The following is a 15,564-nucleotide window of genomic DNA, read 5'->3' on the forward strand; positions in this document are numbered from 1 at the left end:
TGACCTTCCCCCCGATATCCGGGCCATTGCGAACTGGAATTTTCCACCTTTGAATGGATGAAGGAGGAAGACCCATGAAGCGGAAGCGCTTTTCTGAAGAACAGATCATCGGCGTGCTGAAAGAGAGCGAGGCTGGTGCGAAGACGGATGACATCTGTCGGCGTCACGGCATCAGCTCGGCGACATTCTACAGCTGGCGTAAGAAGTATGGCGGGATGGATGCATCTGAGGCCAAACGGCTGCGTGAGTTGGAAGTGGAGAACGCCAAGCTTAAGCGGATCGTGGCGGACCAGATGCTGGACATGACCTCGATGAAGGAACTTCTGGCAAAAAATTGGTAACGCCCATGGCTAAGCGCAAAGCCGTGGGGTTTCTGATCAGCGAGCTGGGTCTGAGCGAACGTAGGGCCTGTCGGATCGTCGGGCTGTCCCGGTCGGTGCAGCAATATCGACCACTGCCGAAGAACGATGAGGCTGCGATCAAGCGCATGAAAGAACTGGCGTCTGAGAACCGGCGCTATGGCTATCTGCGCCTGCACGCGATGATGCGACGCGAAGGCTTGGTGGTGAACCACAAGCGCACGTACAGGCTTTACACCGAGCTTGGCTTGCAGGTTCGGACGAAGAAGCGGCGCAAGCTGCCTAGGCGGGATCGTGTCGCACCCACGGTGCCAGAAAGACCGATGCAACGATGGTCCTTGGACTTCGTCGGCGACCAGTTGGCTGACTGCCGCCGGTTTCGGGTGCTTAACATTGTCGACGACCACAACCGGTTCTGTCCCGGCCAAATCGTCGATGTGTCGATCCCTGGGGCGCGCATGGCGCGCTTTCTGGACGACTTGGCACTGCGTGTCGGGCTGCCGGCAGAAATCGTCCTCGACAACGGCCCAGAAGGGACCAGCAAGGCCATGTTTGACTGGTCAGAGCGGACCGGCGTGCGTCTGCGGTTCATCGAGCCAGGAAAACCAGTGCAGAACGCCTTCGTCGAAAGTTTCAATGGCAAGTTCAGAGACGAATGTCTGAACCTCCACTGGTTCCGATCCCTCCGTCATGCGCGCGAAGAAATTGGAAGATGGCGAAATCACTACAACACCAAGCGCCCTCATTCGGCGCTCGGATATCTATCACCAACGGAGTTCCTGATGAAAACCACCGCGCCAGCGCTTGAGACTCTTGCGGTCTCCACGCTGCCGCTCAACACTGAAACCCAACCGGAAGATTCCAGATCAAACCGGCCCTAACGACGGGGGAAGGTCATTCCCATTCTCTGGTTTCATCGTTGAAACGCTGATGAGGCTCACTTTTCATCGTATTCTTTTCAGCTTCGGGACGTCTCGACATTGTTAAGAAGACCTCCGACCATCTTCGATCGCTGGGATTGCGTCTGCCACCTGTTCGGTCGCCGCTCTCAATGGATTGTCCGCGAGATGCGCGTAACGCGCCGTGGTTCCGGGTTGACTGTGCCCCAAAAGAGCCCCGAGCACCGGCAGCGACATGCCGCTCGCAACTGCGAAAGACGCGTAGCTATGCCTCAAATCATGGAGGCGAAAATCCTTAAGCTCTGCAGCTTCACGCATATGCCCCCAAGGGTCTTTCAAGTTCTTTAGGTGGTCACCAGGCCGCCCGCCACAGATGATGTGAGCGTTCCCGGGTTGGCGTGGGACAGATAGAAGAAGATCAAGCGCCGGTTTGCTCAGAAAGATCGTCCGCGCGCCGGTCTTGGTATCCGGCAACGCTAGCTGGCCCTTCTCGCGATCCAACTCGGACCACTTTGCGGACAAAATCTCTCTGCATCGGGCGCCGGTTAGCAGCAGCAGCTTCACTGCATAGCCAGCGTAGGGGTTCACCCTTTTTGTAAATCTCGTTTTGGTTTTGCTGCAGAACCAGTTGAGCGGCCTTTCTGCAATCACGTCGTCAAGCACGCGCGCCAGTCGCTCGGTTTCAAGCTGTGAGAGGTAGCGCTTCCGCGAAACTTCTTTGTACTTCTTGACCAGCCTTGTGGGGTACGAGTTCTCGGGCCGCCACTCCCAAACCTCAGCCAGCTGAAAGGCTTTGGACAGCAGGGCCAAGACACGGTTTGCCTGATATGGCGTGGTAACGAGGGACTTGTGAAATACGACAATGTCCGGACGAGACACGTCGGCAACGCGAAGCGCGCCGAACTTGGGGCCTAGTATCCGCGCGATCATAGCTTCGTCATTTCGAAGGCTGCTGCGCTTCTTGTTGAAACGTGCGTGCTCCTCAACGTAGCGCTCAAACAGAGCATGCATTGTCGGTGCTTTGCTACTCTGAGCTTTCTCGGCGGCCGGATCGCCGCCAAGCCGCACCACAGCGCTCCAGTCCGCCGCAATTTTTCGCGCTTGCTCTGCCGTCATGGCGCTCGCATCACCGATCTTCGGCTCGCGAATACGCGCAGCGCGTCCTCCTCGCACTCTGTACCTAAGAAAGAAACTCTTCTTTCCGTTCGGCCTGACGAAGAGTGAGAAACCAGAAATAGCCGTATCGTGGATCTTGTATAGCGAAGCTTCCGGGGCAGCTTTTGCAACGACAGTCTTGGTGAGCTTCAAGTGACGTTTTGGCATCGACAGCCCACCTCGTGATCTCTGTCCGGCTCAAATCTGTCTTTCACCTGTCTTCCACATCTTCCGAAAGCACGAAGTAGATTGGAGTGGGTTGCCATGATTAGAAGATACATTATGGTTTAAAAACAACGAAACCAGACAAAACCGTGGATATCGAAAAAGAAATATCGTCTGACTTTTAATCAGTGGGTCGCAGGTTCGAATCCTGCACGGCTCACCACTGAAATCGGTGACTTGTATGCCAAACCAGCTTTGGCTCCTGCTCTCCGGCGACAAAATGGTGACCACTGCGGCACATGTGCTGATCAGCGTCGCTTATCAGGTTGACCATCAACTCCGCGACCCAACCTCCTCGCGCACCGCAGCCCGCTGATGTCTCACGTCAAAACCAGGGCCGAAAGCGAGTAGTCACCGCTGACGCAGACTCCTATCGATGCGGTTGCGAGACCGGGAATTCGATTGCGCCTTTTGACAACGGGAGTTGAGTTCATGCGGCCTTCAATCCATCAGGTGTGTGCCAGAAAGCGGCCAGCTCGCATCGGTGATGAGCCACGATACCCATCGCACCGAAGAGTCGAGACGACGCATGGGCATAGCTAGTGTAGACCGCTGCTACGCCGCGCATGGATGACGGTCTGCTCAAGCGGATCATGCCCGTCTGGCGCAGGTACAAAGTTCACGTTCTTGCCAGATTGCTCGAAGAAGGCCAGCATCTCAACGACAGGGTCAGTTATCTTCAAGCGCAGAACTTCAGTCGCAGCCACGGCCATGGGCGATTGGGCCGGGCTCATGGCATAGGAGCCATTTCCCTTGATGTAGGCGTGATAGCCCCTGTCGCGCAGCAAACGCCGCAACTTCACCACACGGGCAGTCAGATGGTCCACGTGGGCATTGTCGGTTTGGCCGCGAATGGTGCAATCCGGCGGTAACCGGATGAGCGCCAAATCTGTGTAACGGGCGGAATCCAGTCGCAGTTTCAGCCTGTCGTGTTGGTCTCCTCGTCGGCTTGACCAGAGACACCGCGAGCCGCGTTGGACAAGCCGCGCGCCAGAAGGTCAAACACAATGCGAATACGACGGCTGGTCTGCAGTTCCCTGTGGGTCACCAACCAGATCGGAAACTCGAGAGACGGAAACTCGGCCAGCACCTTCTCAACGCCAGGCTCGGAATCGCCCAATACTTCCGGCTGCATGGATACGCCGTAGCCGGCCTTTACCAGTTCCCACGCGACCACACCGCTTTCACTCGACATCACGAAACGATCTGCCCTGACAGGAACGCCCATGTTATGAAGCGGGGCCATAAGCCGTTGAGGATCTGCGTTGCCGACGAAGTCATGGGCCGCAATATCGTGCGCTGTTTTCGGGCGCCCCGCACGGTCAAGATAGGCAGTCGCAGCATAGAGATTGGCGCGAAAATCTCCCACATGCCGCGCAATCAGATCGGGTTGTACAGGGCGGACATGACGGATTGCAATATCCGCCTCGCGCTGGGTGAGGTTCTGCACGTCGCTCGACGCCACGATGCGGATACGAATGCCGGGTGCCGCCTCGCGAAGGGGGGACATAAGACCCGGCAGTATTGACGCGGATAGCAGGTCTGTTGCAGTCACGGCGACCTCACCTGTCACCTCCTGCGACTTGCCGGTGGCCACAATTGAAATCAGCGTGGCCATGTCACCCATTGCGCGCACGCGATCGAGCAATTCGCGCCCGGTTTCAGTCAGCTTGGGCCCTCGCACGCTGCGTTCAACTAGCGTGACGCCAAGTTTGGCCTCCAGGTCAGATATCTGTCGACCGATCGTCGGCTGAGTTGTCTTCAGGGCGCGTGCCGCGCCACTGAACGATCCTTCCTCGGCGGTCGCGAGGAAGGCGCGAACCTGGTTCCAGTCAAAAGAAATCGCATCCCAGTTCATGCATTTGCGTATAGCAAATGTAGGAAATTCGGCAATCTACTGTTTCTCGATGCACAGCTATCTCTGCGCCCAACACGGAGACGCACAATGCATCGAGACAAACCATATCGCGATATCGAACCCTACTGGGATCGGATCGCCCCGAAATATGCGGCCAAGCCCGTAAAGGATGAAGCCGCCTACGCCCAAAAACTCGACCATGTCCAAGCGCTCTTGAGTGCCGAAGACCGGGTTCTTGAGATCGGCTGCGGTACAGGCAGCACGGCGCTTCACCTTGCGCCCGCCGTCTCGCAGATCGTGGCGACAGACATTTCGAGCGCGATGATCGCAATAGCCGAGGATAAAAGGCGCGCAGCTGGCACAACTAATGCCAGATTTGCCCGGGCGGACGCATCCGAAACGCTTTACGAAGCACCCTTTGATGTCGTGATGAGCTTTAGTTTGCTCCACCTCGTGGAAGATGTGCCCGGGGTTCTGGATTCTGTTTACGCCCAACTCAAACCTGGCGGGCTCTTTCTTTCCAAGACGGTCTGCCTCGGCGACGCGTCCCTGAGTCTCCGTCTGTTCGTTCGCGCCTTGGGTGCGGCCGGCCTGGCCCCGCCTGTCACACCGCTCAGCCGGGCCGAACTCGACTGCGCCCTCATGCAAGCCAGGTTCGCTCTCGTAGAGCACCGTTATTTCGGTAAAGGCAAATTGAACCCTTTCATCATCGCACGGCGACCAGCCTGAGCCTCACACCAACAAGAACGAACCCAAGCATGCGTACATATCCCAACCACAGAACCTTCGCACTGTGTTGTCAGTGCTGTGGATTTTCCTGCTCATGAACATCATTTTCCATCACATTCACCAGTTTCTGTCGCCCGGCTACATCGACACCATAATGGCAGACCATTTCAACGGGATGGAAATCACGCCTGAACTCATGCTTCTTGGCGGGGTCCTTGTCTCGGTTCCCATTTCGATGATCCCGCTCTCGCTTCTATTGGAACGTCGATTTCTGCGACCGCTGACTATTGTCTGTGTGATCATCACAACGGTTACGATGATCCCCTCAGCGCCAATCGACTTGGACGATGGCTTCCACCTTGTTCTGCAACTCGTGGGTGGCGCTGGCATTATCTCTATCGCCTTTGGCGGGGCGCTCGGGTATGCGGCCGTCGCGTCAAAAGCGACCGGGCGTTAAAACCCATGGCCCATCTCACAAACACTGACGGCGGTGCTATCGGTATCTACGACAGGTTGGCTCCTGTTTATGACCAGCATCATCAACGCTGGTTGCGGCTATCAGGTGGCGAGGCGCAAGCCGCCCTTGAGGCCGCCGTCAGGGTTGAAATGAAACCGTGGTCCAAGCTCCTCGATGCGGGCTGCGGCACCGGCAGATTTGCGCGCCGACTTTTGTCAGAAAGTGTACGACCTGACCAAATCACGCTACTGGATCCATCAGGGGCCATGCTCACGCACTGCGCCGACCTCCCGGTGGAGACAAGCCGCAACCGGCTTGAGGCTTTGCCCTTTCCCGATGCTTGCTTCGACATAGTGACTTGTGCTTGGGCGCTTGAAACAGTGCCCGCACCGGAGGCTGCAGTGGACGAGTTATGCCGCGTGTTGCGATCCGGTGGGTTACTCTGTCTAATATTCTGTGCGGAAAAACGGCCGCGCAAGGTGTTGGATTGGGTGATGCAGAAGCGAATTACGTATAGCGGGGCGGGTCGGTTTCTCGACACGGACCAGATCGGCGCTCACATACGCTACGCGATGACCTGCGACGTGCAGCTTCTGCCGTCGTCGGGTCCTGCGGCGACGTTGATCGCTCGTAGACACCGGGCTTGATCTGCCGTCTGACCTGTCCCGGTTACGCGTCGCGAGGAAGGCAAAGGACTTGACCTTGATGCATGCAATCACGTTCTCCCGGCTAACGGATGTGGCGCCATCTGACATTGCAGCGCACATGTCTGATCCAAGGGTCGCCGAGCACATGCCGCTTTTGACAGGTACGTGGAACACCCAAATGGCGACCAAATTTATCAAAAAGAAAGAAGAATATTGGGCCCGCGACGGGCTGGGACACTGGGCTTTTCTGGTCGACGATCAATACGTCGGGTGGGGTGGTTTCCAGAAAGAAGAGGGCGAGTGGGATTTCGGTCTTGTCTTGCGGCCCATAGCGTTCGGCCTTGGCAGACGGATATCAAAGCAAGCCATTGATTTCGCCATGGCTGACGACCGCATTCCATTTGTGACTTTCCTGTTGCCGCCAACTCGGAAGAACCTCGGGGCGCTAAGCAGACTTGGGGCCGAGCACGTTGGCGATGTGAACTACGACGGGGCCAAGTTCATGAAGTTCCGTCTAAACACATAGCAATTCGAAGGCCGCTGGTTGCGCTCGTGGCAGCCTCAGCCCACCATCAAGTTGCTATCAATCCAAGGTGTCTGCTGTGACCGAAACGACCCATGCGACCGGCGGCTTGAAAACCTCTGGAAGCAACGCAGCGAAGACTACTCCGCAGCTTTCAGGCGATGCCACGTCAACAACTGCTGCGGCTCAGTTCGTTTGGTTTGTCCGGTAGTTCAGAAACCTGCGGTTATTGGAAGCGAGCAAGCGGTTCGAACACCGGCAATGCAAACCGCAACCGCAGGTCAGTGGACGACATTCGAGTGACAGCCAATGGCGAAGTTTTAGCCAAGGATTCAGGCGCTGCTCTGAGATACGCGCAGCGCCAATCAACGACCTGACACAATCAGGCTCGAAAAACAGCGCACATAAACTCGGAACCTTTGCCAAGCTTCCGCGTTGCCTACGCATGTTTGAACGCATGCCAGTCGACGCCCTTCCTCCGGTCATAACGGATCAACTTCTTTCGTGGTGGGCGTCAAGCTTATCCGCGTTGCCGCGCCTTGCGCTTGCGATCGCGGCTTTACTTTTCACGGCACTGGTCTTGTGGATTGCAAAGGGGACCATCCGAAGACTCGGCGCAAGGTTCAGACTTCGCCGAAACCTGATCGATGTTTTCCTGCTCATGTCGAGCGTTGTGTTTTGGCTTGTGGGGTCCTTGATTGCCCTGACAATCGTCTTTCCCACGATAACGCCATCCAATGCTTTGACCACCCTCGGGCTGGGGTCGGTCGCGATTGGGTTCGCCTTCAAGGACACGTTCGAGAACTTCCTTGCGGGCATTCTCATCTTGCTACGCGAACCTTTCCGCATTGGAGACCACATCGAATGTGAGAGCGTTGAAGGCCAGATCGAGGTTATCACGATCCGAGATACGCATATTCGACAGACAGATGGGCAGCTCGTTGTCATGCCGAATGCGCAGCTGTTTCACAACCCAGTGACGGTCAGGACCAATCGGGAGCTGCGCCGAACGAGCATCATCTGCGGTGTGGCCTACCACGAGAATGTAGATGAAGCCCGAGACGTCATCTCAGAAGCCGTGCGTAGCGTGGACATGGTGCGGGATGACGTGCGCGACATACAGGTCTTTGCAAAAAGCTTTGGGTCGTCCTCAATCGACTTCGAGGTGACTTGGTGGACCGGATCCCGACCTGTGGATATCCGGGCCAGCCGGGACAAGGTTGTGGCAGCGGTGAAGGGCGCCCTCGACTCAGAGGGCATAGAAATCCCCTTCCCATATCGCACTCTGACCATGAACGAGCCGCTGGAGATCGCAGGTGTCGCGCCAAAAAGCGATGCGGCCTGACAATGCCAGTGCACACCTCCTTAGGTGATGGCGCCGATACGTTGCGTATGCGCGCGCGGCTGCCCGTCGTGGCACTCACGCTGGCCAAACACGCGCCAGCCTTTGCGCTTTTGTACCTGCCGCCTGCCGCCTGGGCCTTTCTTTCTGGACACCTGGCCTTGGGCTTTGCGCTCTCTGGACCTGCCGTAACGGCACTCGCGGCGTTTGCCCTTGTCCTTCGCAAACCGCTTCCTGACGATTTGCGCCGGATCGAAGCCATGGTCACGGTGGCCCTCGTCTTCCTGATCGCCGCCATAGGTGCGGTGCCAGCGTTTGTCGAATTGGGAATGCCGCCGGTAGACGCCATGTTCGAAGCGATGAGCGGTATTACAACAACCGGGTTGTCCGTGGCCCAAGCGCCAGATGAGTGGCCTTTTGCGGCCCACTTTCTGAGAGCTTGGATGCAATGGATTGGAGGGCTGGCAATGGCAACGGCCGTTCTTGCTCTTTTGTTGCCGTCGGGCACATCCACACAGCGTCTTGGCGCTGTCGGGATTGACCACGGCGACAGGATCGCTTCGACACGGATGAAAGCCCGCCAACTGCTTGGCGTTTACCTCGGCCTGACACTTGTCATGATCGCACTCGCCGTGCTGGTCATCCCGGGCTGGCACGAAGCGTTGGTTTTGATCTTGTCGGGTATCTCGACAGGAGGCTTCGCGCCAAGATCAGACAGTCTCTCCTCCTACAGCCTGCTTGGGCAGTCGGTCGTGATGCTGTCTTGCGTGCTCGGATCCGTTTCGCTGGTGACCTACGTCCTCGTGCTCAAAGGAAAATTCGCAGACGCTTGGTTCGCAGGGTCTTTACGACGTGTCTTAACCGGTATCGCTCTCAGCTGCGGGGTCTACGCAGCGCTTTTGCTGGCGACAACCACGCTCACGACAACCGAAGTTGCGCGAAGACTTCTTGATCTCGTGTCGGCGCTATCGACCGCAGGGTACTCCATCGGTCCCATGCCAGAGACTGGAGTTACCTTGACCCTATTTCTGATCGCAATGCTGATTGGTGCAGATGTGGGATCCACCGGTGGCGGCCTGAAGCTGGAGCGTGTTGGCACCCTGGCACGCGCCCTCCGGCACGCATTACGGGCACCGTCGATGCCTGATCGCGCCGTCGCACCACTCCGGCAAGACGGCGACAAGGTCTCCGGGAAAGCGATCATCTCCTTGCTGGCGCTGCTGCTGATCTATGCGCTCACCTTGCTCTTGGTCTGGATGCACTTTCTTGTGCACGATCACGCGCCCGCCCCTGCGCTCTTCGATACGATTTCAGCGCTTTCAACCGTTGGCCTGTCTACCGGGTTGGTCGGAGCCGACCTGCCAGCGGATCTCAAGCTGTCACTGACCTTTGCTATGTGGCTCGGGCGGCTTGAGTTCATCGCAGTGCTTGTCGTGCTGCTTCCGAAAACCTGGATGAAAAGGATTTAATCCATGCGTGTTACTGTCTTGGGGGCATCGCGCTTCGGTGCCGCAATCGCGGAACGGTTGATCGAGCAGAACCATGAGGTCATCTTGATCGACAAAGACAAGACGCGGCTCGAAAAGCTCTCCGAAAGGCTTGATTGCGGGATGATTGAAGGGGACGGAACGATGCCCACTGTATTGCGCGAAGCCTATCGCGATCGGGAAGACGTCTTCATTGCTGTGACCAATGCGTCGGATGACAACATCCTTGCATCCATCGTCGCACGGTCCGTTGGATACGGACGCGTTATCCCTCAGATCACGGCGACCGAACTGATGGATGTGTGCCACGAACTTGACCTGGATGACGTGATCAACCCGCATGCGACGGTCTCTGAAAGCATCTGTGCCAGCCTAGAGGATCACACCGAGGTTGACCAGGACACTGTCCTTCACAATGACTTGGCTCTCAAGCGGATCGCTGTGCCCGAGGATTTGCAAGGCAAGACTTTTGGTTCGTTGGACATCCCGGATTGTGCACAAGCCGTCGCGCACATCCGGGACGAGCATGAGAGTTTCCTGCACGAGGATACGCAACTCGAGCAAGGCGATATCCTGATGTTTGTCGTAGCGCGCGACAGTGTGAAAACACTCAAGTCCGCACTCGGCGCATAACCGAAATCTAAGACCCCACCGTGCGCGCAAGGTTTGTCTTTGCAGGCAACAGCTCAGCTCGGTAGCACAGGTACACAGCCCCGGCGATTGCGGCGATGTTGGCCATAAAAGCTGCCAAAAGAATTCCCGAGTAGCCCAACACGGAGACGCCAAGCCACGCGAGAGGAAGATAAACCAGAAAGATACGGCCGAGGCTTAGGCTCATCGAGTAAAGCGCCTTGGATCTCGCGTTCATTGCAGCGTTCGCGGTCACGAGAATTCCGTAGCCAGCGAAGCTCCAACCAACGATAGACAGATACTCCGCAGTAAAGCGTGCTGCATCCGTATCGCTGGCGATAAGGCGTGCCAGTGGGTCCGCGAATGCGAAAAGGCAAAGCCCAAGAACGAAGCCATATCCGAGACAGAAAAGCCACGCTTGCACGACAGAGGCTTTTGCACGTTCATAGGCTTCCGCCCCCCAGTTCTGCCCGACAACCGGACCGATCCCGGAAGACAGCGCAAGCAAAACCACGAGGGCAACCGACTGAATTCGCGTGGCGGCGCCAAAGCCTGCCACGGCGGCATCGCCAAGCGTCGCGACAGCAGCTGTCACCAGAGCCATGCCAGCGGGATTGATGGCGTTTGAGAAGGCCGCCGGTCCACCGACACTCGCTATCGCGCCGAAGTTCGCCTTCAGTCGTTCGCCAAAACCACCGCACAGGAAAACGTGGCGCGCGCGGATCGCAAACCACAAAGCCAACCCTGCCGCGATTACGCGACCTGCAAACGTCGCGGCGGCTGCGCCGGATGTTCCAAGACCTTCGATTGGCCCAAAGCCGAATATCAAAACCGGATTGAGCGCAATGTTCATAGCAGCAGCGACGATCATGAACACGGATGCCAAAGCTGCCTGACCGTGCGCCCGCAGAACGGCGTTCGTGATCATCAGCAACACAAGAAACGGAAAGGATGCTGCCCAGATCGGCACATATACTTCGATCTCGATCAACACAGCATCACTGGCCCCCATCAACCTGAACAGCGGGACGTGAACTGCAAAAAAGCAAAGCGCTACAACGACCGAAAGGGTCAGGCCCAGCGCGAAGGCGTGCACGGACAAACGGGCAAGAAATACGTCGCCTTCTTTTCGGCCGATGGCCTGAGAAACGCTTGCATTCGCGCCGGCAGAAAGGCCAATCGCCAGAGACGAGAGCGCGGAAGTGACAGGATAGACGTACCCGATTGCTGCGAGAGGCTCACCGCCAAGCCGACCTAGAAAGTATGCATCCGCGATACCAACCGACAGAACCGCAAGGATACCAAGGGACATAGGTGCCGAAACAGCTGCAAGCGCGCGCCACACCGGACCCGTCGTAAGATCTCTGCTTGGCATCTGCTATCATCTCCGGAGCAAAAAGTTGATGTGCACATGAAAAGGCCATGCTCCTTGAAGGGAACATGGCCCGTATCTGTATGGACGAGGCGTCAGGCCGCCTTGAGGATGTCGTCCACGGCTTCGCGCGCTTCGTCTTTGGTCTTCCCATATTTCTGCTGAAGAAGGCCTTCCATCTGCTCGCGGTCGCCCTTGGCTTGTTCCATCTCATCATCGGTCAGCTCGCCATAGCTTTCGCGGAGCTTGCCTTTGATTTCGGTCCATTTGCCTTCAATCTGGTCGCGGTTCATTGCTGGTCTCCTTATTGGATGTTGGGCTGATCGCCGGTCAGGTCCGCGCGATCATCTTCTGGCGGAACAACTTCAACGCTCGGCACGGTGACGGTCTCTTCCGTCACGCGTACGTCGCCCACCTCTGCTTCGAAATTCGGCAGTTGGCCGCCTTCAATCGAGACTTCGGGCAGCTGCGCTTCTTGTGTCTGATCAATATCGATCATGTAGATGCCAGCACCCACGGCGAGCACCGCGATGACAGTTGCAATTGCAAGTCCTAGTTTCATGGCGTTCTCCTTCTCTCTGGCCAATCAACGGTCGATGGCGCGAAGAAGTTCCGAAAAAAGTCATGCAAGATCACCGCGATACGAAACAGGAACGGTGATCAGTCGCCGCCGAGGCGGGTGCCTGCGGTCTAGCTGCCACCGCAACTCGCCTGCTGTTTCACAATGGGTGTGGTGCCAGCCAAACGCCTCCGCCAGTTGTCTCCACTTCATATCGAGAAAAGACAGGTCTGGGCGCGTACCGGTGTCCTGTTCTTGCTTGTCTTCAATAAGGCCGAAACCGCCATCGACCCACACGACCATGGTAATGTCCAGGTCGAGCCGCGAAGCGGTTTCCATGTCCTGAACGTTCATCATGACCTCACCGTCACCGCACACGGCCAGCACGCGGTCAAAGCGTCCAAGTCGCGCCGCAGCAATCGCACCAGGTAACGCGATGCCCATGCCGGCAAGCCCGTTTCCAATGATGATCTGCCCGGGTTTACGCGGCGCTGTGTTGCGCGCCAAAGCCAGCTTGTGCGTGCCAACGCCGGATATCAGAACGCTTTCGTCAGTCAGGGCATCTGAAACCGCAAGCGCAAGCGCCGTTGCATCTGGTGGTTGGGACTCGAACCTGCCGCGTGCCCAGTTCAAGTCACGGAGTAGTGCTGATCGCGCTTCTTCTGCCTTTGGCCAGACTTCCCAATGTTGTGCGGAAAGCGCCTCTGTCAGCGCTTCAAGGGACACGAGAAGTGACCCGGCGACCTCCACATCCGGCGACCAATCCGCTCCGGTGTTCAGCTCGATCTCAGACAGGGCCACAACAGGTGTTGCTCTGCCATTCGAGAGCTTGTCCAAAGGGTACTCAACCGGGTCCAGCCCGACAGTCAGGATTAAATCTGCCTCCAGGATCGCATCATCGACATTGTCATGGCTTGGCAATCCGAAAGTCCCGATGAACTGCATGTCATTGGGGTCAACTGCACCCTTGGACATGAAACTCGACGCCACTGGAAGACCGGTCTCAGCCAGCAAGTGCGCAAGAGCCGCAGTAGCGCCAGTGCGCACCACGCCATTGCCAGTCAGAACAATCGGTCGTTTCGACTTCGAAATTCGCTGCGTCGCCTTTGCAATAGCCTCGGGTGCAGCCGTAGGAGCATGTCTCAGCGGGCTTTGAACAGGCGCACCTTCCACGTCCTCCGAGGCGAGATCTTCCGGCAAACTCAGATGCACGGCGCCAGGTCGCGGTCGCATCGACAGGTCCAGTGCCTCGGAAACGGCGTCCGGAATTTCTGCGCCAGACCAGATCATGCGCGACCGCTTGGTAACCGGTTCGAAAAGCTTCTCTAGATCGATAATCTGGTGGCTGTTCTTGCCCTCCGGCACGCGTCGACGCGCGCCCTGCCCCGTCACCGCTATAAAGGGCGCCAGATCCAGCGTCGCATCGGCAACACCCGTTACAAGGTTTGTCGCGCCGGGTCCGAGTGTGGCAAGGCAAACCGCCGGTCGCCCAGTCAATCGCCCATGCACAGAAGCCATGAAGGCGGCGGCCTGCTCATGTCGGCACAGGACCACGTCGATGTCAGACGAGTCGAGCGCGTTTATAAGGTCGGTTGTCTCTTCGCCCGGCAAGGCAAAGATCGTGTCGATGCCGCCCGCTTGCAGGCAACTTACGAATAGCTGTGCTCCGGTCATCGCGTTGCCCTAGATCACACCCATGGCCGAGACTGCATCGGCGACCCGGCGAAAGCCCGCGATGTTTGCGCCTCGGCTATAGTCGATCCGGTTGCCATCTCGCCCTTCGCACAGGACACGCGCATGAATGTCCCGCATGATTTGTTTCAGCTCTGCATCTACTTCGTCAGGGCTGGCATAGCGCCCATGGCTGTTCTGACTCATTTCCAGTCCTGATACAGCGACGCCACCCGCATTGGAGGCTTTCCCAGGCGCGTGTAGGACTCCGGCGTTTTCGATGACGTCGTGCGCGTCGCTGGTCAGCGGCATGTTTGCGCCCTCTGCGATGATCGACACGCCAGTCTCGACCAGAACTTTGGCCATTTCTTTATCAAGTTCGTTTTGCGTCGCACAGGGCAGCGCAATGTCGACCTCTGCTTCCCATGGGCTCATGCCGGATTTGAAGACCGCGCCGCTTTGGCTCGGAGGCGATGAGATATCTTCGCCAGACTGCTTGCGTGCCCGGACCCATTCGATTGTCTCGCGCGCCAGTCCGTCCTCAGCGTGAAGGGTTCCCGAGGTATCCGACAAGGTGATTACCTTCGCGCCTCGCTCGACCGCTTTCTCAGCAGCATGCGTTGCAACGTTCCCTTTGCCTGATATGGCGATCCTCTTGCCCTCGAACTCTTTTCCAGCTTCGGCAAGCATTGCGTCGACGAAGTAGACAAGCCCGTAGCCGGTCGCCTCAGCCCGGATCGCAGACCCGCCGAAACTTTGCCCTTTGCCAGTCAGCGCGCCGTCAAACTTCTGCGCGTGCGCTTTATAGGTTCCGAAGAGCCAACCTATCTCGCGTGTGCCGACATTGATGTCGCCGGCAGGGATGTCCCGGTCAGGGCCGATGAACGGGGCCAACTGGTGCATGAAAGCCTGGCAAAAACGCATGATCTCGGCACCGCTCCGACCACGCGGGTCGAAGTCTGCGCCCCCCTTGCCGCCACCAAGTGGCAGGCCGGTCAAAGCGTTCTTGAAAACCTGTTCAAACCCGAGGAACTTCAGAACCGATGGCGACACGCTCGGGTGAAAGCGAAGGCCACCTTTGTAGGGACCGATTGCATTTGAATACTGAACACGCCACCCGCGATTGACCTCGGTTTCGCCCTTGTCGTTCTGCCAAACCACGCGAAAGCCGATGATCCGGTCCGGCTCGGCCAAACGCTCAAGGACTTTGCTGCGGCATAGGCTGAGTGCGCCTTCTCGATCGTGGTCACATCGCGCGCGACGTGTTCAACGGCTTGATGAAATTCTTTCTGATCAGGAGAATTTGCACGAACTGTGCACATGAAATCTTCAACGAGCGCAGAGCGTCGCATGGGCTCTCCTTGGATTTTCGGGGAAAAGATGAATGAAGGGTGAGCGGACCACTCACGAACCGCTCACCCCTTCAGGGGACCCTACTGCCTTAGGGCGTTTTCCCCTGAAACGCTCTTGCCACCAACGCAATGACGAACAGAGCGATAAAGACAAAGAACAGAATCTGCGCGATCCCGGCAGATGCGCTCGCGATGCCGCCGAAGCCGAACAGAGCGGCGATCAGGGCAACCACGAGAAAGGTAACGGCCCACTTGAGCATCGATTTTCTCCTTTTCAGTTGCACTTACCCAACTGCGAC

The 15,564-nt window shown here is 57.5% G+C and carries 17 protein-coding genes and 1 pseudogene; 9 read left to right on the forward strand and 9 right to left on the reverse strand.

Annotation, left to right across the window (positions count from 1 at the left end):
* The first annotated feature begins 74 nt into the window (after nt 1–74).
* Nucleotides 75–1,240, forward strand: a protein-coding gene (locus ACP15N_RS10025; protein ID WP_425092124.1) for an IS3 family transposase whose coding sequence is annotated in 2 segments (ribosomal slippage) — nt 75–327 and nt 327–1,240 — 1,167 coding nt in all. Because the reading frame shifts where the segments join, the coding sequence is not laid out codon by codon here.
* A gap of 102 nt (nt 1,241–1,342) precedes the next feature.
* Here ACP15N_RS10025 and ACP15N_RS10030 read toward each other — a convergent pair.
* Nucleotides 1,343–2,581, reverse strand: coding sequence for a tyrosine-type recombinase/integrase (locus ACP15N_RS10030; protein WP_425092125.1), 1,239 nt, complete (start codon nt 2,579–2,581; stop codon nt 1,343–1,345).
* Between the two features lie 238 nt (nt 2,582–2,819).
* On the opposite strand from ACP15N_RS10030, the gene ACP15N_RS10035 reads away from it, so the two are divergent.
* Nucleotides 2,820–2,954 carry a hypothetical protein gene (locus ACP15N_RS10035; protein WP_425092126.1) on the forward strand — a complete coding sequence of 45 codons (135 nt, stop codon included), beginning with the start codon at nt 2,820–2,822 and terminating at the stop codon, nt 2,952–2,954.
* A gap of 223 nt (nt 2,955–3,177) precedes the next feature.
* Here the strand turns inward: ACP15N_RS10035 and ACP15N_RS10040 are convergent, their stop codons facing one another.
* Together ACP15N_RS10040 and ACP15N_RS10045 are read right to left on the reverse strand one after the other, a co-directional pair.
* Complete coding sequence (locus tag ACP15N_RS10040) at nt 3,178–3,465, reverse strand: hypothetical protein (RefSeq protein ID WP_425092127.1); 288 nt, start codon at nt 3,463–3,465, stop codon at nt 3,178–3,180.
* A 92-nt stretch (nt 3,466–3,557) separates the two neighbouring features.
* A complete protein-coding gene (locus ACP15N_RS10045) occupies nt 3,558–4,496 on the reverse strand; it encodes a LysR family transcriptional regulator (protein ID WP_425092128.1) in 939 nt (312 codons plus the stop codon).
* Nucleotides 4,497–4,583: 87 nt separating this feature from the next.
* Here ACP15N_RS10045 and ACP15N_RS10050 point away from each other — a divergent pair, with 87 nt between their 5' ends.
* From ACP15N_RS10050 to ACP15N_RS10080, 7 genes are all read left to right on the forward strand, one after another.
* Nucleotides 4,584–5,225, forward strand: a complete 642-nt coding sequence (locus ACP15N_RS10050; RefSeq protein WP_425092129.1) for a class I SAM-dependent methyltransferase — start codon at nt 4,584–4,586, stop codon at nt 5,223–5,225.
* A 64-nt stretch (nt 5,226–5,289) separates the two neighbouring features.
* On the forward strand, nt 5,290–5,682 hold the full coding sequence (locus tag ACP15N_RS10055) for a DUF6326 family protein (RefSeq protein WP_425092130.1): 393 nt from the start codon (nt 5,290–5,292) through the stop codon (nt 5,680–5,682).
* A 5-nt stretch (nt 5,683–5,687) separates the two neighbouring features.
* Nucleotides 5,688–6,329, forward strand: coding sequence for a class I SAM-dependent methyltransferase (locus ACP15N_RS10060; RefSeq protein WP_425092131.1), 642 nt, complete (start codon nt 5,688–5,690; stop codon nt 6,327–6,329).
* A 58-nt stretch (nt 6,330–6,387) separates the two neighbouring features.
* Complete coding sequence (locus ACP15N_RS10065; protein ID WP_425092132.1) at nt 6,388–6,855, forward strand: GNAT family N-acetyltransferase; 468 nt, start codon at nt 6,388–6,390, stop codon at nt 6,853–6,855.
* Between the two features lie 658 nt (nt 6,856–7,513).
* A complete protein-coding gene (locus tag ACP15N_RS10070) occupies nt 7,514–8,197 on the forward strand; it encodes a mechanosensitive ion channel family protein (protein ID WP_425092133.1) in 684 nt (227 codons plus the stop codon).
* Between the two features lie 8 nt (nt 8,198–8,205).
* Nucleotides 8,206–9,663, forward strand: coding sequence for a TrkH family potassium uptake protein (locus tag ACP15N_RS10075; protein ID WP_425092134.1), 1,458 nt, complete (start codon nt 8,206–8,208; stop codon nt 9,661–9,663).
* Between the two features lie 3 nt (nt 9,664–9,666).
* Nucleotides 9,667–10,314, forward strand: a complete 648-nt coding sequence (locus ACP15N_RS10080) for a potassium channel family protein (RefSeq protein WP_425092135.1) — start codon at nt 9,667–9,669, stop codon at nt 10,312–10,314.
* Between the two features lie 7 nt (nt 10,315–10,321).
* On the opposite strand, the gene ACP15N_RS10085 is transcribed toward ACP15N_RS10080, so the two are convergent.
* From ACP15N_RS10085 to ACP15N_RS10110, 6 genes and pseudogenes are all read right to left on the reverse strand, one after another.
* Nucleotides 10,322–11,623: an MATE family efflux transporter gene (locus ACP15N_RS10085; protein ID WP_425092136.1), complete on the reverse strand. Its 1,302-nt coding sequence runs from the start codon at nt 11,621–11,623 to the stop codon at nt 10,322–10,324.
* A gap of 155 nt (nt 11,624–11,778) precedes the next feature.
* Entirely contained in the window at nt 11,779–11,976 is a 198-nt protein-coding gene (locus ACP15N_RS10090) for a CsbD family protein (protein ID WP_425092137.1), read from the reverse strand.
* Between the two features lie 11 nt (nt 11,977–11,987).
* Nucleotides 11,988–12,245, reverse strand: coding sequence for a hypothetical protein (locus tag ACP15N_RS10095; protein ID WP_425092138.1), 258 nt, complete (start codon nt 12,243–12,245; stop codon nt 11,988–11,990).
* Between the two features lie 60 nt (nt 12,246–12,305).
* Nucleotides 12,306–13,916, reverse strand: coding sequence for a thiamine pyrophosphate-binding protein (locus ACP15N_RS10100; protein ID WP_425092139.1), 1,611 nt, complete (start codon nt 13,914–13,916; stop codon nt 12,306–12,308).
* A 9-nt stretch (nt 13,917–13,925) separates the two neighbouring features.
* Nucleotides 13,926–15,265 (reverse strand): annotated as a pseudogene (gdhA, locus tag ACP15N_RS10105) (NADP-specific glutamate dehydrogenase).
* Nucleotides 15,266–15,354: 89 nt separating this feature from the next.
* Complete coding sequence (locus tag ACP15N_RS10110) at nt 15,355–15,525, reverse strand: DUF1328 domain-containing protein (RefSeq protein ID WP_425092140.1); 171 nt, start codon at nt 15,523–15,525, stop codon at nt 15,355–15,357.
* Nucleotides 15,526–15,564 lie beyond the last annotated feature (39 nt).

Origin of the sequence: Tropicimonas sp. S265A (assembly GCF_049800835.1) — a bacterium.
In the GTDB taxonomy this organism is placed as follows: domain Bacteria; phylum Pseudomonadota; class Alphaproteobacteria; order Rhodobacterales; family Rhodobacteraceae; genus Dinoroseobacter.